We start from the raw sequence: 19,024 nt of genomic DNA, 5'->3' as shown, positions 1-19,024 counted from the left end.
AATATACTTGTCAAAAAATATCTATTAAGGTACTGCTAAAAAAGAGAATTCGTACGAATTCTCTTTTTTTGATTATTGAATTTTCCAGCTAATCGCTTCTACACGCGATTCTATAAATTTCTTATAAAGACCTTCTTCCTTAATCAGTTCTTCATGTGTGCCTTTTTGAATAATTTGTCCTTTATCAATCACAAAGATACAATCTGCATGACGAACAGTTTTAAGACGATGGGCGATCATAAGAATTGTTTTCTCTTTAGTGAGTTCATAGATTGCTTCAATAAGCTCTTTTTCATTTTCAGGGTCTACATTGGCTGTTGCTTCATCTAAGATAATGATAGGAGCATCTTTCATAATTGCTCGAGCAATAGACAATCTTTGTTTCTCACCGCCCGAGAGACTGTCTCCTCCCTCACCAATAACTGTATCATATCCTTGAGGAAGTGACATGATAAATTCATGACATCTGGCTTTTTTTGCTGCCCTGATAACGTCTTCCGTATCGGCATCATCTTGTCCGAATTTAATATTATTTGCGATTGTATCATGGAATAGATAAACATTCTGGAAAACAAAGCTATAATTTTTCATCAATGAATCCATGCTATAATTCTTAACATTTCTATGATCAAGTGTTACACGTCCTTGATTAACATCCCAGAAACGAGCAGCCAGATGACATAAAGTAGTTTTACCGCCGCCGCTGGGACCAACAAAAGCAGCTGTTGTATGTTCTTTAATAGAAAGATTGATATTATTAATAATCTTTTTAGTATGATATGAGAAATCAACATTTTCCATAGCAATATCATAAGATTCGGGAATTATATTCTGTCCGTTAATATCCATAGGCTTCAATTCTAAAATCTCATTAGCTCTATTCATAGAAAGATCAGTAACTCGTAGCAAAGCAGAATAGCCTCCGGCAGAATCTAAGGCATTGAAGATCATAAACGATGATATAATCATAACTACAGCAACAGAAAGAGTCATTGTATGATTTAAATAGAAATATAGTGAAGAACAGAGAATTGCGATACTGCACATCTTAATTAGCCAATTCTGTAAGCTGATTAAAGGAACAAAAGCCATTTCCATTTCAATATTAATATTACTTGCACGATCAATAGCTCGGTTAGCTTTTTCATTGCTTCTGCCAATGTTATAGTTTTTGATTTCAGCAATACCTTGAATATATTCTAAGACTTCTTCAACAATTTTTGTATCAGCTTCTACTTTCTTATGAGAAAGAGCTTCAGATTTTCTTTGTATAAGTGAATTTGTAATAAAGAAGAAGATAATTCCAATAACTGTAATTATACCAATACGCCAATCAAAAAACAAAAGGTATACAGCAATCAAAGATGCATTAATAATCCCTTGTGTTGTCATCATGACCACACGTGTAGCAATATCAGCTAAGCCTTCCATTGTATTGGTTGTAATACTGGTAATAGAACCTAGAGAGTTTTTATTAAAATAGCCCATAGGTAAATAACGTAAATGTAAAGCAATTTCCATACGTTTTGAAGCACATGTCAAATAACCTGCTTCTGTTTGAAGCATTTTAGATTTACCGGAGATTATCATTTGAATCACAATACCCAAAACAAGTAATCCAAAAGAAAATAAAACAGTCTGTAATGTTAGTGTTTTATTAATCATACCATCAGCTATTAAATAAATAGCAGGAATTCTTAATGCCAGTGCAAATGCTTCAATCGCATTTAAAAACAATGATAATTGCAATTTTTTACGATTTTCCGGACCGGAAAACACAAAGAATTTCTTTAATATCTTAATCATGATAAACCTCCTCATCGCTATCTTTACCATCAATATGAGCAAGCCACATTTTCTTATAAAGCCCATTCATTGCTAAAAGTTCTTCATGCGTACCTCTACTATCAACCTGACCATTATTAATAACAATAATCTGTGAAGCATCTCTAATAGTAGATAATCTATGTGCAATCACAATCAATGTTTTTCCTGAAGTTATCCGAGCCAGAGACCTTTGAATAAGAGCTTCATTTTCAGGATCTGTATAGGCAGTTGCTTCATCCAGAATAATAATAGGCGCATCTTTAAGCATTGCTCTCGCAATACTGATTCTTTGACGTTCACCACCGGAAAGATGTCCGCCGCTATTTCCTACCAATGTTTCATAGCCACTTTCAAGACTCATTATAAACTCATGGCAACCACATTTTTTTGCTGCTTCTTCAACTTCTTCATCACCGGCATTTTTATTTCCCATACGAATATTTTCTCTAATAGTTGTATTGAAAAGATAATTATTCTGAGAAACATAAGCAATCTGCCGATTATAATCTTCTAAACTCATATTTTTAATATTAACACCGCCAATTTCAATTATTCCGGAATCAGCATCCCACAATGAAGCAATCAGTCTTGCGATTGTAGACTTGCCTGAGCCGCTGGGGCCAACAAAAGCATTAACAGTATTAGGTTTTATTTCAATATCAATACCATGTAGTATTTCTTTATCCTTTAAATATGAGAAATGAATATCTTTTAAAGAAATAGACGTATCTTTAGGATAATCAAGAGATTGCATCGGACGACTAAGATCTTTCATTTTTAATATACCATCTATTTCTTCAAATATTGTATTTGCCTTAGTAAGATCATCGCCATAAGACATTACAGTAATTAACGGAGTCATCAAACTCATCGCAAGAATAATCACAACAATAAATTCTGTAGATGCTAAATGACCATTGAGATACATAATTCCCCCAACAGGTATAACCGCCAGCAATGTAGCAGGAGCGATCGCCATAGCAGCAGTAAAATAAATAATAGTTGCTTTCATCCAGTCAATAAAACAGTAGGCACCTTCTTTAGCTGCTTTGGTAAAGCTCTCATAGGATGATTCGCTTTTCCCAAAAGCTTTGATCACTTCAATACCATTAATATATTCAACAGCTGTATCATTAAGGTTTTTAGTTTTTACGACACAATTTTCCCATCTTTCTGCTGAATCTTTCATTACTGCCGCCATACATAAGAAAGCAACAGGTAAAGTTATTAAAGAAGCTAAAGCCAGTTTCCAGCTGATTGTACAAATATAAATAAACAACAGAAAAGGTGCTGCTAAATTAGCAGTGAACTCAGGTACAATATGGGCAAGAGTCGTTTCCATTGAATCTACTCTTTCTACAATAATATTTTTTAAAGATCCTGATGAGATACTCATAACATCACCTAAGGGTACTTTCATTAACTTAATCAATAAAGCTTTTCTGATATTCGCAAGAACTGTAAAAGTTGCTTTATGAGAAAGAGCTGTAGAAAAAGAATGAAAAATAATACGTAATGTCCAGAAAATAAAAATATTAATAATATCCATTTGATAACCGGATAATTGATTAACCCCGTTAATCAGTTTTTCAATGATTCTGCCCGTAAAATAATAAGGTATAAGTGAGCATATGACCCCTAAAAAAGCAAAAATCACACTGGAAATATAATAATTCTTCTTAGATGCTGAATATTCAGTTATCCAAGATAATAAGGATTTTTTAGTTGTTTGACTATCCATAAGTTTCCTCCTTAAAAGTTAGTTTATTCTAACTATCAATAGTATATCACTACTCCTTCTGCTATAAAAGAAAAAACTGATGAAATTTATAATTTCACCAGTATACAAACTTATTTTAAATCCTCAGCTGTCAGCAGAGCTTCAATTAATTTTGGTCTTTCCACTTTCTCTTTAGAAAAACGATAAGCGTCTAAAATTTCTTTTCTAAGTTCTTCTTTTAATCCGTTATTGGTATGAACCGTTAGTAAAGAATCTCCCTTTTTTACATAATCTCCTATCTTTTTATGGAGAACAAGACCAACACTATAATCTATCTGATCTTCAATTTTAGCACGTCCTCCTCCTAATTTCATAGAAACAAGACCTAACGACAAGGCTTCTAATGAAGAAATGTATCCTTCCTCTTTACTATAAACTTCAATCTTTTCTTTAGCTTCCGCAAATAATTCAGGATGTCTGATATATTCCGAAGCTCCTCCCTGTGACTGAACCATTAAAGCAAGAGATTCTAAAGCTTTCCCATTATCAATAACTTCCCGAACCATTTTTTGAGCTTCTTCTAAGGAAGAAACCTTTTTAGCCATGAGAAGCATTGTTGATGCAGCTTCATAACATAACTCTCTGAAATCTGTCGGTCCATTTCCTTTTAATGTTTCAATAGCTTCCTTAACTTCTAATGAATTGCCAATCGCATTTCCTAAAGGCTGATTCATATTGGAAATCGTTGCTCTGGTATCTTTGCCAAGATGAGAACCAATAGAAATCATCGTTTTTGCTAATGTTTTTGCTTCTTCTACCGTTTTCATAAAAGCTCCATCACCATATTTTACATCTAATAAAATAGCATCAGTTCCGGCCGCCAGTTTTTTTGACATAATAGATGAAGCAATTAAAGGAATAGAATTAACCGTACCTGTCACATCTCTTAGTGCATACATCTTCTTGTCCGCAGGATCTAAACTTCCGGTCTGTCCGATAATCGCAATTTTAATATTATTAACCTGCTGAATAAAATCTTCTTCACTTACTGAAACACTTAATCCCGGTATAGATTCCAGTTTATCAAGGGTACCTCCGGTATGCCCCAGACCACGTCCGCTCATTTTTGCGACCGGAATACCGCATGCTGCTACGATAGGTCCTACCGCAATAGATGTCTTATCCCCAACACCTCCGGTAGAATGTTTATCAACTTTAATACCTTTAATAGCACTTAAATCTAAAACATCACCGCTATGAAGCATCTCCTGAGTTAAGATGGCTGTTTCCAGTGATGACATACCATTAAAATAAACAGCCATCATAAAAGCACTCATCTGATAATCAGGAATAGACCCTTTGGTATATCCGTCAATTAAGAAATGAATCTCCTCTCTTGATAATTCTTCATTACATTTCTTCTTTTCAATAATATCTACTACTCTCATAACAATTCTCCAAAAACTTCTCCTGTTTCAAACATACATTGACCATTCATGTAATCTTTAACAGTCATTCGCTTTTTACCTGCTATCTGTAATTCTGTAATTAAATAAACGCCATCCATTACCTTGACACCGATAGCATCTTTAAATAACTTAATAATGGTACCATTTGCTTCATGCCCATGATGAATTATTGCATTCTGACAATGATGAATCTTACCGCCCCATATTTTCACAATCGTTCCATGATAAACCGTATAACTGACAGGCCATGGTACTGTTCCCCTTACTCTATTATAAATAGCTTTAACCGGTTGATTCCAGTCTAATCGTTCATCTTCTCTTTTGATAATAGGTGCATAAGTAACATATCTTTCATCCTGTGCATAACGATTATTTGTTCCTTTTAAGATAGACGGTAGAGTTCTTGATAATAATCTAGCTCCTACATGTGATAATCTGTCATATAAAATACCTGTATTATCATCTTCTTCAATAGAGACTATCTCTTGTGAAATAATATCTCCGGCATCCATTTTTTCAGCCATATACATGATTGTTACTCCTGTTTTATCTTCACCGTTAATAATAGCATAATGGACAGGTGCTCCTCCTCTTAGTTTAGGAAGCAATGAAGCATGTACATTAATACATCCTAATTGAGGAGCTTCTAATATTTCCTTAGGAACAATCTGTCCATAAGCAGCTGTAATAATAAGATCAGGCTTTAAAGCTAAAACTTCATCAAAATCATTTTTGATTCGTGATGGCTGAATCACCGGAATATCATGTGCTATTGCCAGCTGTTTCACTTCCGACATCGTTAATATTTTCTTACGTCCAACATAACGATCAGGCTGAGTCACAACTCCCACAATATTATAATTCTCTTCTAAAAGCATTTTTAATACTTCCAAAGAAAAAGAAGCCGTTCCCATAAATACTATTCTTTCATTCATTATTTTCACTCGCTTTCCTGCTTAATTATTATATCATATTCTTAATATTATGTGATAAAAATATTTTTTGTATTTATTCTCTATAAAACAAAAAATTACTGTCGCAACTGGCTTTAGAATTCTTGAAGTCTTTTTATAACCTTATTATTTACTAGTATAATATATCTTCATTCTGATAAAACATATAAAACGTCATTTTCGATAGTCTCTACATAGTAATTTCTTTTTCTTTCATTATTCATTTTATTTTCTTCATATTAATCTTTATCCTATACACATTCTTAATACTATGTGATAAAAAACTATTGCATTCATGTGTTCTTTTTGGTATTATGGTTCGGTAAATGAAAGGATAAGGTGAAAAAAATGGCACATATGAAACAGCAGATTAAACGCTATAAAAACGATTATAAAAAACATTTAATAAATGCTGCATTTAAATCTGCATTAAAAACTGAAATTAAAAAAGTTCTTGCTGCAATAGAAGCCGGTAATAAAGAAGAAGCATTAAAAGCTTATAATTCTTGTGTAAGTAAGTTAGATTCATCAGTATCTAAAGGTATTCATCATAAAAACTATGCAAGCAGACAAAAATCAAGATTACAAAAGAAAATTAACTCTATTGGCTAAGCTAATGGAGTTTTCTTTTTGACTTTAAACTCATAGAATAATAAAATGATTCCAGGAGGTTTTTATTATGGAAAGAAATGAAGTTGAATTACAATATAAATGGGATTTATCACTTATCTATAAAAATCAGAAAGAATTTGATAAAGACTTAAATAAAGCAAAAAATATATTAAAAGTATTAACTGATATGAAAGATAGCTTTACAGATACAAAAGAAAATTTTTTAAAGTTTAATCAGGAATCTGTTCATTTATCTCGTCTACTTAATAAAACATATGTCTATGCACATTTAAATACTGATGTTGAACCTGAAAATCAGACATATCAGTATTTATTGTCTTCAATATTAGCTTTTTCTCAGCAGGTTTCTAATGCATTAGATTTTGTCGAATTAGAGATTATTAAAAATAAAGAACAGGTTAAAGACTACTTAACAGATGATCAATTAAAAGTCTATCAATTTAACATTGAAAATATTCTAAGAGAAGAAAAACACCTTCTATCACAGGAGATGGAAACTCTATTAAGCAAGGTTTCTTCTATCAGTAATACTGCTGAAAATGTTTTTGAGGCTTTTCGTTTAGATTATGAAGATGTTCTTGTGGATGGAGAAAAGAAAACATTAAATAGTGCAACATTAAGTGAATTCTTAAAAAATAAAGATCCCAAAGTAAGAGAAATGGCTTATCATAATTTTTTTAAAGAATATAAAAAATATGAAAATGTCTTTGCCGCTATGCTTTCCGGTCAAATGAATAAAGATGCATTCTATGCAGATGTGAGAAAGTTTCCTACTCCCTTATCCGCTTCTCAATGGAATGATGATGTCCCGGAAGCATTATTCTATAAAATATTAGAAAAAGCTAATAAACAGTATCGTCCTTTATTCCATCGTTATAATGTCTTAAAAAAGAAAATATTAAAGCTCGATACCTTACATAATTATGATTTAAATGTTCCGCTAACAGATGATATTACTAAGAAATATACAGTTGAAGAATGCTGGGATATTATCTTAGATGTTGTTAGTGTGTATGGAGAGGAATATATAAATATTATCAAACAGGCAAGACAAGAAAGATGGATAGATTTTTATCCTACTAAAGGAAAAAGAATTGGCGGTTATAGCAGCGGATGCTATGATACAAGACCTTATATTTTACTAAATTTTATTGGTGAATATGATTCTTTAAGTACCATGATTCACGAATTAGGACATAGTGCCCATACTTACCTTTCAAGCAAATATCAAGATCCGGCTAATAGTGATTATCGTATCTTTGTTGCTGAGGTAGCTTCTACAGTTAATGAAACATTATTAATTAATTATATGCTTGATCATGCTTCTTCTAAAAAAGAAAAAGCATATTATATCTATGAATTCTTAGAAAATTGTGTCGGTCTTATCTTTAGACAGCCTATGTATGCAGAGTTTGAAGATACATTACATAAGTGGGCAAGCAATCATGAACCAATGAACGCTTCTCGTATTACTGACCTTTATGCTTCTTTAAATAAAGATTATTATGGCGAAGCAGTAGAATTAGATAACTTAGCCGGTCATTCATGTTTTTATATTCCTCATTTTTATTACAATTATTATGTTTATAAATATACTTTAGGTATGACTGCCGCTTTAGCAATAGTTTCCCGAATCAGAAATAAAACAGAACATCAAATAGAGAATTATTTATCTTTCTTAAAGAGTGGAGGCAGCATGACACCTGTTGAATTACTAAAAAAAGCAGGTATTGATCCATTAGAGGATAGTATCTATGATGATGCTTTTCATTATTTTGAAGAATTATTAAATACATTTGAAGAACTTATGGAGGACTAGTATGCTTAGAAATCAGACACGCAGTGTTCATGTTGGACCATTGACTATCGGCGGTAATGATCATGTAGTCATTCAAAGTATGTGTAATACTAAAACTAAGGACATAGAAGCAACAGTCAGACAAATTCATGCTTTAGAAAAAGCAGGATGTGAATTAGTCAGGGTAGCTGTATTTGATCAGATAGATGCTAAAGCTATTAAAGATATTAAGGAACAGATTTCTATTCCTTTGATTGCTGATATTCATTTTGATTACCGTCTTGCTTTAACTGCCATCCAATCAGGAATTGATAAAATTAGAATTAATCCCGGTAATATTGGTTCGGTAGAAAAAACAAAAGCTGTTGTTGAAGCATGTAAAGAAAAGCATATTCCTATTAGAATAGGTGTTAATGGCGGATCATTAGAAAAAGATATCCTTAATAAATATGGTAAGCCAACGGCTCAAGGTATGGTTGAAAGTGCTCAAAGACATGTTAAGATACTTGAAGATTTAGATTTTCATGATATTGTGATTTCTTTAAAATCATCACATACACTTTTGACTATTGAAGCTTATAAGCTTGCCAGTGAAACATTCCCTTATCCTTTACATATAGGAGTCACTGAAGCAGGAACCGCATTAGGCGGTACAGTAAAAAGTGCCTTAGGTATTGGTACTCTCTTATATCAAGGTATTGGTGACACAATCAGAGTATCTTTAAGCGATGAACCTGTAGAAGAAATAAGAGTTGCTAAAATCTTATTAAAAGAGCTTAATCTTATTCATAATATTCCAACTCTTGTTTCCTGTCCTACCTGTGGTCGTATTCAATATAATATGATCCCTATTGCTCAAAAAATGGAAAAATGGCTGGAAGAAAACGTCCATACAGATATAACTGTAGCAATTATGGGATGTGCTGTTAATGGTCCGGGAGAAGCTAAAAATGCTGATATTGGCATTGCCGGCGGAGTTGGTGAAGGGCTTCTGATCAAGAATGGCGAAATTATCAGACGTGTTAAAGAAGAGCATATGCTTGAAGAACTGCAAAAAGAAATACTAAAGCTGGTAAAAGAAAGAGTCTCTTACTAATAAATCACCGGCTATTGTAATATCCAATTTTATGGATCCACTGCAATAGTCGGTGATATTTAATTTGTATTGGAATTTCTTATTATCTAAACATCCTTTTAAATAAAGAAAAATTTTAGAAACAAATATTAGCTGCAACAAATGATCTGATAATTACGCTATCTCTTTATTATATTTTTCATGGGATAAAGCCACATAAATATAAAGACATTGATAAAAATTAAAAATTTTCTATTAAATTCCTTACCTTTAATAACCTATTATCTTCTATATGATTAACAGTATATCAGGTTTTAATTTTCTTTACTATCGTTATTTCTTTTTCTAACTTCAAAAGAGAATCTAATTACAGATGAAAGTAATATTTGTATTTTATAATTAACTATGCTACTCTAACGATAGGTGGGAAATATGAATCAGAGACAAACTAAAATATTAGAATATTTACTAAAGCATCAAAAAGTAGAAGTAGTCAGACTTGCTGAACTCTTTAAAGTTTCTCAGGTGACAATCAGAAAAGATCTTACTTTTTTAGAAGCTGAGAATATGATTATTAGAGAGCATGGTTTTGCCAGACTTAATAATAATGATGATCTGAATACCAGACTTGCTTATCATTATAATGAAAAACAGATGATTGCTTTAAAAGCTATTGAAAATGTAAAAGATGGTGAAACTGTAATGATTGAATCCGGATCTTGCTGTGCATTGGTTGCTAAAGCATTAGCTGTTCATCGTAAAGATATTACTATTATTACTAATTCGGCTTTTATTTGTGATTATGTTAGAAAAGAAAGTCTTTCTCTTATTCTTTTAGGAGGACAATACCAAAAAGAATCACAGGTAATGGTAGGACCTCTTACTAGAGAAAATGTATCACATTTCTTTGTTGATAAATTATTTATTGGTACTGATGGCTTTACAAAGCAGTCAGGATTTACAGGCAAAGATTATTTAAGAAGTGAAACTGTAAAAGATATGTCTAAACAAGCAAAAGAAGTTATTATCGTTACAGAAAGTGAAAAGTTCGGTTTACAGGGAACTGTTAATCTTATTGCTTTATCAAGAATTTCTAAAATTATTACTGATAAATTTATTTCTAATGAATACAAAGATTATTTTTTATCAAAAACTATAACAATTATTGAATCTTAGGAGATTATTATGAATTTTGATCAGCTAAAAAGAAAAGCTTCAGAATTATTATCTAATCAGAGTATTAGAATCAGTTTTCTGACAACCCTTATCATTTGTGCCCTTATCCAGTATTTACCTGGTATTATTTTTTATAGAAAGAATAATACTGAAAATATTCTTTTTTCAATTATCTTTATTATCCTTGAAATACTTGTAATGCCCTTTGGCTATGCAGCTTATAGTCATGGTACCGATATTATTGAATCCAATTCAAAAAACAGGAAAGATTATTTAATAGAAATACGTGATCATTTCACAGATCTTCTTGCTGTTTACTTTCTTGCTTTTATTATTACTGTTTGTCCTGTTTTCTGTATTTTAACCCCTATATTTTTAGGTTTATTATTTAATAGCTTTGAAAGTATTATTTTACTAATGATTCCTTTTACTGTTTTTAGTATTGTTGTTATTATTTATATCATATTAAGATTATCTGTATTTCCTTATTTATTTAAATTAGGTGATCATAATGCAATCAGTCTTTTAAAAAGATCATGGGCACTCACAAAAAATGAAACAGGAACATTGTTTAGCATTGCCTTAAAATCTCTTATTTTTCCTATTATTTTCGCTATCTTTATAGGTGTCATTCAAATTTATCTTCCTGCTTATTTTTCTACCATACTGGGTATTATTTACACAACTATGATTAATTACTTTTTTATGCCTCATTTTTATCTTCATATGATTCTCTATTATCAGTATTTAATTAAATATAAAACAACTGAATATTAATATATTTAAAAAGCTTTCACTAGTATATGATATGTACCCTCTTTACTGGACAATCAGTAAGGAGGGTATTTTTATGCGTTATAGCTATGAATTTAAGAAAAAATGTGTTGAAATGTATTATCAAGGAATTTATCCTGATACTCCTGAGGGGATCGATACCAAAATCTTTCGAAATAAGGTTAGAGAATGGGTTCGAATTGAAGAGGCAAACGGATCGGATGCTCTTCGCCATAAGGCTCACAACAAAAATTGGACTCCGGAAGCTAAACTTGAACTTGTGGCTAAAGTGATTGCAGGTGAATCATACAAATCAGTGGCATTTAATGCTGGAATTAGTGATGGTATGTTATATCAGTGGGTTCGCAAATATAAGATTTTTGGTTATAATGGACTTATCAATAAAAAGAAAGGTCGAAAATCAAAGAATCCGGATATGAAAAAAATAGGTACTAGAAAACCACCAAAACCAAATGAATCTGAATATGAAGAATTAATCAGATTAAGAGCTGAAAACGAATATATGAAAGCAGAAATAGAAGTAATAAAAAAAGAGATCGCCTTGAGAGAAGAAAAGGAAGCTGCGCGACTCAAGGCGAAAAAGCAGCAATCATCAAAGAACTCCGCAAGAATGGATACAAATTAAAGTATCTCCTTAAAGCTGTGCCTATGGCTAAATCTACCTATTATTTTGAACTTAACAGAAAAGATGTTGTTGCTGAACGTAATCAAGAATTACTAGAAGAAATCAAAAGTATTTTTGAAGAGAACAAACGTAGATACGGAGTAAGACGAGTTCATCAAGAACTTGTAAATCGTGGACACAAGATAAACCATAAGCGAGTTCAGCGTCTTATGCATGAAGCCAGCTTGTCCGGAAAACGTCCAAAGCAAAAATATCACTCATACAAAGGCAAAGTTGGAAAGATTGCAGATAACATAATAGATAGAGATTTCACAACAACTGCACCATTACAGAAATGGACAACAGATATATCTCAGTTCAATTTTTCATGGGGAAAGTGTTATATATCGCCGGTACTAGACATGAATACAAACGAGATTGTTTCATATGATTTATCAACTACTCCAAATCTTGAACAGATAGTAAGAATGCTGGATAGAGCTTTAGATAAGTTTCCCAATGTTGAAGATCTTATATTTCATTCGGATCAAGGTTGGCAATATCAACATGCTTATTTCAGAAATATTTTACAGGAACACGGAATTATCCAATCAATGTCACGAAAAGGGAATTGCTATGATAATTGTATTATGGAGTCATTCTTTGGAAGGTTAAAAAACGAGATGTATTATGGTCATGAAAAGGACTATTCTTCTTTTGAAGAATTCTCGAAGGCTGTTGCAGAGTATATAGATTATTATAACAACAAAAGAATTCAGGCGAAAACAAAATGGATGCCACCTGTAAAATACAGGATAACATCCATGTGTTCAGCCTAGCTCATAAATATGTGTCCAGAATTCTGGGTACATATCAATATAACTAGGAAAGCTTTTTATTATTAATGATGTGCTCTTTGTCTAGACATCCATTTCCAACAGTTTAACCATCCTTCATGATTCTTATTATTATCATAATAAATCCATGACCAATGCCCTGAATATTCATATGGGACTGATGTCTTAGTATCTGATAATACTGTCGGATTTCCTTCTATGCCATAGAAACGTCCTGTTGTGTCATGAACATCTTTATATGCTGATACATGAATATTTCCGGCACCCAACTTCTTTAATCTCTTAATTGTTGGTTCTGAATAGATCTTAGGATCTAATGTTGTATCAGTCTTAGCATAAGTAAACCAGATAGGCATATTAACAATCTTTTTCAGTTGCTTGTTTGTAATATACTTATCAGCATATCCTTCACAAATTGGATAAGCAGCGGCAAAATATTTTGGATGTTTCATAATCAGATTCATTGTCATATATCCGCCGTTTGAACATCCGCCAATAATAACTCTATTTGGATCAATATCCTTATGATTTTTAACATATTTCTTAATAAACTCAAAGAGACTCTTTTCAAACTTAGCAGCTGTTTGTCCTGTAGTAGAACCGCCATTTACTGATTCCATCCAGAATGTTGGTGTCTGAGGAACAAGAATATAAGCACCTTTAAAATATGACTGGAACTTTTTACTTGAATATGCAGTAACTTTATTCGCAAGTAATGGAATTGTTGTATCAGTTCCGCCTTCTCCACCGCCATGAAGCCAGATTACTAAAGCATTCTTTTTATTATCTCTCTTAGGAACATACTGTGCATAACGATACTGTGTTCCATCAGATGCTTTATAAGTCAAATCTAAATCCCAGTAATCAAGTTGAGGTATGATCCGGTCAGTCATCATATCAATAGATGGAGTTACATTTAATAAGCTATACCTTCTACCGTTACTTGTTAGTGTATTACCGGAAGTCAGCTGTACTTTCAGTGAATAATTCTTTACCCATTCATTACGAAATGCCGTAGCATTCCAGTGGAATGCACTACCGTCTCTAGGAGAACTATATAATCTGACTGTTACATAATAAGAATTATAACGTACTTTTCTGCCATATGAATCTGAAGTATAGGCAGCAATAACTTTACGTGATTTATCTGTTACGTCCTGACTATTTTCAACAACAGAAAAATCCTTTTTAGCCACTGAACGCCAGTCAATACGTTTATTGAAATGAATGACTGTTCCTGTAACAGCTGCTCCCCAGTCATCTCCTTCAACATATGCTTTCTGCGTACCGGTTAAGACATTGCTTGCAAAAGCAAGCTGCGATGATGTAGCTAATACCATAAGAAAAGCTATCATCTCTGCAAATAGTTTCTTTACTCTCATAACACTTCCTCCTTTTCTTATATTATAATGAGAAAGCGTTTTCAAATCACGCCGGTTTATCTATTCTTATTAGTCATTTTGTCCACTGTATTTTCTATATTCGCTAGGTGTCATATGATAATAAGCTTTAAATCTTGTGTTGAATGTCTTTAGTGACTTAAAACCATTATTTAAAGCTGTCTCTAAAATTGTATGCTGACTTTGATTTAATTCTAAAGCTGCATATAAAATTCTAATATTCGTTAAATACTGTTTCATTGTCAGCTCTGTCTTTTCTTTAAAAAGAAAAGACAAGTAGCTTTTAGAAATATTAAAAAGATAAGCTAACTGTGATAATGAAAGATCTTCTTTATAATAAATATTCAAAAAATTAATAACTTCATCTATAATCTCTTCTTTTTTAATCTGTGAGCTTTCTTCCTTTTTTTCTCCATACTTTGAATATAAGTGATAAAGAAGCCTATCTACATGTTCTTTTAATCTAAATATTATAAATTCATCATTCTTATGATAAATACTGATAATCTTATTAATTTCATCAAAGATTAGTTCTCTAAAATGATCATTTGGCTGTCTGATAGTATACTGATGAGCATAACGCAAATTTTCATTAATATAGTATTCATTAATAAACAAAATAAGACCATAATATGCTTTCTTTTTATAATTAGGATAAAATTTATAAGAGATATTCTGATTAATAATATAAAAATCATTAGCATGTATGGTTCTTTTATGATGATTTTCTTTAAAATTTAAAGTAATATTCTTAGGAAGAACAATTTTTAAATCCTGTTTGTAGTGTTCTATTAATTCAGTAAACTGAGAAAGATGTTCAATATGACTAAGATGTATTGGAAAATAAAGATACTGATCCATGAATCACTCCTCCTTTTTTTCATTCTATCAGTATCTTTTTATTATTTTATTAATCTTTCTAGATTAGAAAAAGTTGATTATTTCTTTTTTAGCTTATCTAAAATAGTTGGATTAAGAAAATAAAAATGTACTCTGTCTATAAAATAGAAAGTATAATCAATCTAATATTATTCATCAACAATACTTCAATAAATAGGATCCTTATATTGATAATATTTAACATAATTATTAAAAAGTTTAATAGACTGATTCCTCTCATATTCTATATGGTATAGAAATATAAGTCCGGTTAAAATAACAATCAAAAGAAATAAAGAGATTTAATAATCTTATTAATATTAAAGAAAGTTCTATCAAAACAGTTATACTGCTCTCAAAACGAGTAGTTGTAGAAAGAATACAGGCATTGAATAATATAATAATCTTCTAAATAACACTCTTCTTGGCAGTTTTTTCTAAGAATAATCGTATAAATTATCTTATTATATTTAGAAATATCTTTAACTTCTAATACTGCTGAAATAAGCACCGGAATAGAATCTATCTGATCTTTGTCATTATTATTTATTTCTAATAAAAAGAATCATTGTATGATTCTTTTTATAAGTCTAATATACTTTTGTTTTCTCCATAGACAGAATACCAGTCTTTATTAAATGTATCTACCGCATTTGATATATTTGGGTTATTAAAGATTGTTTTTAGTATCTCATAAGGAGCTGTTACACTTTCTGCTCCTGCTCCAAACGCTGCCTCTACCTGTCCTAAAGCATGAAAACTTGCCGCTAAGATCTTACAGTCATATCCTCCTTCTACAATCTGTGTTGTAACATCAGCAATCAATTCTGTAGGATTCCCGCCAAGGTTAGAGATTCTATTAAAATACGGAGCAATATAATCAGCACCTGCTTCTAATGCCATATAAGCCTGCATAGTTGTATAAACAGCTGTTGCAGTTACATTCCTTCCTTCTTCTTTAAGAAGCTTCATTGCTTTAACACCTTCATATGTCGTTGGAATCTTTACATAAACATCTTCATCTACTTCTTTAAAAAGACGATATGCTTCTTTGATCATATCCTCTGATTTTAAAGCAACCAGCTGGATATGCAGACTTCTTTCTCTCCCTATCACTTTTCTAATTGTTCTCATGTGTTCAAAAAAATCTTTTGGTGATGTTTTTTTAACAATTGTCGGATTTGATGTAATACCGGTAATCGGCATATGATCCACTCCATCTTTTATTTCTTCTAAGTCAATTGTATCCAAAATAAATTCCATATCTTTTCCTCCTATAATGACTGTTCTGTCCTTCCAATAATATCATCTTGTGTTGCTTTTGATAAGACATTAAAGAATGCTGAATAACCTGCTACTCGCACAATTAAATCTTTATGCTTTTCCGGATGAGCTTGTGCATCTAATAATGTTTCTTTAGAAACAATATTATATTGAACATGATAACCATGCAATCTATTAAAGAATGTACGTATCAACATTTCCAGTTTTTGTTTATTCTCTTCTGTTGAAAGCATTGATGGCGTCATTTTCTGATTTAACAGAACACCTCCCGTTATTTTTTCTGTTCTTAGCTTAGACACTGATTTAAATACAGCAGTTGGTCCATTTTTATCAGTATTATGAGCCGGTGAACATCCTTCGGCCAATGGTTCATGTGCTTTTCTTCCATCAGGAGTTGCCATAGTTCCCATCCCCTGACCAACATTAGCTGATATAGATGATGTTCCTCCATATCTAATACCGCCAATTGGTCCTCTATTATATCTCGTATTCGGATACTTCTTAATTTCATCCAAATAAGAATCATAAGCTGCCACAACAAGCTGATCTACATCATCATTATCATTACCATATTTAGGAGCATCATTAATTAACATGTTCTGAATCTTCTGACTGTCTTCACTTGTAAAATCATCTATGATAGCATCCCATAACTGTGATGGAGTCAGTTTCTTTTCATCAAATACAAGTTTTTTAATAGCAGCTAAACTGTCTGCCATATTAGCAATACCAACTTGTAATCCGGAAATGAAGTCATAGACAGCTCCACCTTCTTTAATAGTCTTTCCTCTGCCTAAGCAATCATCGGTTAATGTTGAACATAAAATATCCGGAACATCTCTTTCACTGGCTTTATCAATCGCATTCTCGACAATAACACTATAACGTGTCAACTCTCTAACTGTTTTATCCCATACAGCAAGTAATTCTTCATAGGATGTCATATCTTTAAAGTATCCATAGCCTTTAGTAAATCTCTTACCTGTTGTCATATCAACACCATTATTCATTGCAGCAAGAAGAATACGAGGAAAATTCATATAACTCATTCCTGTACATCGATATCCCCATTTACCGGGAATAGCTGTTTCTACACAGCCAATTGCTGAATAATCATAAGCATCTTCTTCTTTTACACCAAAATCAATAAATGAAGGAATAATAATTTCATCATTATTTAAAGCCGGCATACCAAATCCAAGCTTCATAACTTCAATACATTCATCAAAGAAATGCTTATTAAGATTTGCATGATATCTGACTGTCAGATTAGGCTGAGTCAGTCTTGTCTGAGCAACAGACTGTAATACTGCAAATGATAACTCATTAACAGCATCTTTCTTATCTCTAGTTTGACCGCCAATAGTGACATTCTGGTACATTGGTGATCCGGCACTTGATAGTGTATGTGACTGAGATCTAACCTTATTAATAGTTAATGTTTTAATCCATAGATTACCAAGTAATTCAATAGCTTCTTCTTTAGTAATCTTACCTAATTCAATATCCTTCTTATAATAAGGATACATATACTGGTCAAAACGTCCATATGATAAAGAATGCCCATTAGATTCAATCTGGAGAATCAGCTGAATAAACCATACCGATTGTACAGCTTCTTTAAATGAAGAAGCTTTTTGATAAGGAACTTTAGAACAAATATCAGCAATTTCCAGAAGCTCTTTTTTACGTTGTCCTAATGCTTGAGAAGCTTCTTCTAAAGCAAGCTTAGCAAAACGATCAGCATAAGTTTTAACTGCTTCAATAGTAATAAGAACTGCTTTATAGAAAATATTCTTATCAATAGAATCCGGATCTGTCAAGTCTAAATCCTTTTTTAACGCTCTAGCTCTTTTTTCATAGCCTTCTAATCCATATTCTAATACTTTCTGATAATTAACAGCTAAATGAGCATCACCGGCATTTAGTTTTCCTTCCATCCCAAAGAATCCCGTTTCCATAAAAACATCTACTTCTTCAGGAAGCAAGGCCGCTCCTCTTGCTCTTAAATTATTATTTTCCCAGAAAGGTGCAATCTCTCGTAACTGTCTTTTTGTTTCCTCAGTAATATAAAATACATCACCATCTCTTTTTTCAAACAAATCTAATTCATTCATTACAAATTCCATTGTATACTCAGGAAATATCGGAGCATTACAATTCTTTGTTGCCTGATTGCCCACAATTAATGTTTTATCTTCAATATAAAGATCCATATTTTCTAATATCTTTTTTAGCATTAATGCTCTTAACATCACTCTTGGCTGATTTCTATGTTGTTTATACACCTCTGTTGCAAGTACTGCTCTCTGAGCATCAATATAAGGCTTTTCATCTAATACTTCTTCTCTAAAAGCCTGCATTCTCTCTGTCAATTGACCAAAGTGCTGAGTATTTTCCATTTTATCTTCTCCTTAGTTTCATTTGAAAGTAATTATTAATTATTTTTACAATTTTATCATATCATCAAGTGAATATAAGGTCAATATTTATTATTAAAAATATTAAATAGTTTCATTTGAAACTTTTTATTTACTTTTTTAGTTTCTAATGT

Annotated in this window: 14 protein-coding genes and 1 pseudogene; 7 read left to right on the top strand and 8 right to left on the bottom strand. The window is 31.8% G+C overall.

Annotated features, from left to right (window positions below):
* Nucleotides 1–72: 72 nt before the first annotated feature.
* The 4 genes from HMPREF9943_RS06145 to fmt form a co-directional block, all read right to left on the bottom strand.
* A complete protein-coding gene (locus tag HMPREF9943_RS06145; protein ID WP_004803132.1) occupies nucleotides 73–1,806 on the bottom strand; it encodes an ABC transporter ATP-binding protein in 1,734 nt (577 codons plus the stop codon).
* Nucleotides 1,799–3,568, bottom strand: a complete 1,770-nt coding sequence (locus HMPREF9943_RS06140; RefSeq protein ID WP_004803130.1) for an ABC transporter ATP-binding protein — start codon at nucleotides 3,566–3,568, stop codon at nucleotides 1,799–1,801. Before HMPREF9943_RS06140 ends, HMPREF9943_RS06145 begins: the two co-directional genes overlap by 8 nt.
* Before the next feature lie 110 nt (nucleotides 3,569–3,678).
* Nucleotides 3,679–4,995 (bottom strand): pyrimidine-nucleoside phosphorylase, encoded by a 1,317-nt coding sequence (locus HMPREF9943_RS06135; protein ID WP_004803128.1) that lies wholly within the window; start codon nucleotides 4,993–4,995, stop codon nucleotides 3,679–3,681.
* Nucleotides 4,992–5,951 (bottom strand): methionyl-tRNA formyltransferase, encoded by a 960-nt coding sequence (gene fmt / locus HMPREF9943_RS06130; protein WP_004803127.1) that lies wholly within the window; start codon nucleotides 5,949–5,951, stop codon nucleotides 4,992–4,994. Before fmt ends, HMPREF9943_RS06135 begins: the two co-directional genes overlap by 4 nt.
* A gap of 366 nt (nucleotides 5,952–6,317) precedes the next feature.
* Between fmt and rpsT the strand changes: the two genes are divergently transcribed.
* The 7 genes and pseudogenes from rpsT to HMPREF9943_RS06095 all read left to right on the top strand — a co-directional run.
* Nucleotides 6,318–6,581, top strand: coding sequence for a 30S ribosomal protein S20 (rpsT, locus tag HMPREF9943_RS06125; RefSeq protein WP_004803125.1), 264 nt, complete (start codon nucleotides 6,318–6,320; stop codon nucleotides 6,579–6,581).
* 67 nt (nucleotides 6,582–6,648) lie between these two features.
* Nucleotides 6,649–8,421 carry an oligoendopeptidase F gene (pepF, locus tag HMPREF9943_RS06120; RefSeq protein ID WP_004803123.1) on the top strand — a complete coding sequence of 591 codons (1,773 nt, stop codon included), beginning with the start codon at nucleotides 6,649–6,651 and terminating at the stop codon, nucleotides 8,419–8,421.
* A 1-nt stretch (nucleotide 8,422) separates the two neighbouring features.
* Nucleotides 8,423–9,496, top strand: coding sequence for a flavodoxin-dependent (E)-4-hydroxy-3-methylbut-2-enyl-diphosphate synthase (ispG, locus tag HMPREF9943_RS06115; RefSeq protein ID WP_004803120.1), 1,074 nt, complete (start codon nucleotides 8,423–8,425; stop codon nucleotides 9,494–9,496).
* A gap of 411 nt (nucleotides 9,497–9,907) precedes the next feature.
* Nucleotides 9,908–10,651: a DeoR/GlpR family DNA-binding transcription regulator gene (locus tag HMPREF9943_RS06110; protein WP_004803117.1), complete on the top strand. Its 744-nt coding sequence runs from the start codon at nucleotides 9,908–9,910 to the stop codon at nucleotides 10,649–10,651.
* A 9-nt stretch (nucleotides 10,652–10,660) separates the two neighbouring features.
* Nucleotides 10,661–11,428: a hypothetical protein gene (locus HMPREF9943_RS06105; RefSeq protein ID WP_004803116.1), complete on the top strand. Its 768-nt coding sequence runs from the start codon at nucleotides 10,661–10,663 to the stop codon at nucleotides 11,426–11,428.
* 73 nt (nucleotides 11,429–11,501) lie between these two features.
* Nucleotides 11,502–12,071 carry a helix-turn-helix domain-containing protein gene (locus HMPREF9943_RS06100; RefSeq protein ID WP_004801377.1) on the top strand — a complete coding sequence of 190 codons (570 nt, stop codon included), beginning with the start codon at nucleotides 11,502–11,504 and terminating at the stop codon, nucleotides 12,069–12,071.
* Nucleotides 12,026–12,889: pseudogene (locus tag HMPREF9943_RS06095) on the top strand (IS3 family transposase); the annotation flags it as partial. The gene HMPREF9943_RS06100 and the pseudogene HMPREF9943_RS06095, both read left to right, overlap by 46 nt.
* Before the next feature lie 62 nt (nucleotides 12,890–12,951).
* Here HMPREF9943_RS06095 and HMPREF9943_RS06090 read toward each other — a convergent pair.
* The 4 genes from HMPREF9943_RS06090 to HMPREF9943_RS06075 all read right to left on the bottom strand — a co-directional run bounded on the left by HMPREF9943_RS06090 (nucleotide 12,952) and on the right by HMPREF9943_RS06075 (nucleotide 18,872).
* A complete protein-coding gene (locus HMPREF9943_RS06090; protein ID WP_004803114.1) occupies nucleotides 12,952–14,289 on the bottom strand; it encodes a prolyl oligopeptidase family serine peptidase in 1,338 nt (445 codons plus the stop codon).
* A 69-nt stretch (nucleotides 14,290–14,358) separates the two neighbouring features.
* Complete coding sequence (locus HMPREF9943_RS06085; protein ID WP_004803112.1) at nucleotides 14,359–15,168, bottom strand: helix-turn-helix transcriptional regulator; 810 nt, start codon at nucleotides 15,166–15,168, stop codon at nucleotides 14,359–14,361.
* A 600-nt stretch (nucleotides 15,169–15,768) separates the two neighbouring features.
* A complete protein-coding gene (locus tag HMPREF9943_RS06080; protein ID WP_004803110.1) occupies nucleotides 15,769–16,449 on the bottom strand; it encodes a fructose-6-phosphate aldolase in 681 nt (226 codons plus the stop codon).
* 11 nt (nucleotides 16,450–16,460) lie between these two features.
* On the bottom strand, nucleotides 16,461–18,872 hold the full coding sequence (locus tag HMPREF9943_RS06075) for a glycyl radical protein (RefSeq protein WP_004803108.1): 2,412 nt from the start codon (nucleotides 18,870–18,872) through the stop codon (nucleotides 16,461–16,463).
* Nucleotides 18,873–19,024 lie beyond the last annotated feature (152 nt).

The sequence above is a fragment of the Eggerthia catenaformis OT 569 = DSM 20559 genome (assembly GCF_000340375.1).
In the GTDB taxonomy this organism is placed as follows: Bacteria; Bacillota_I; Bacilli_A; order Erysipelotrichales; family Coprobacillaceae; genus Eggerthia; species Eggerthia catenaformis.
The sequence above is the reverse complement of the archived record's forward strand: the minus strand, read 5'-3'. Positions and strand labels throughout refer to the sequence as shown.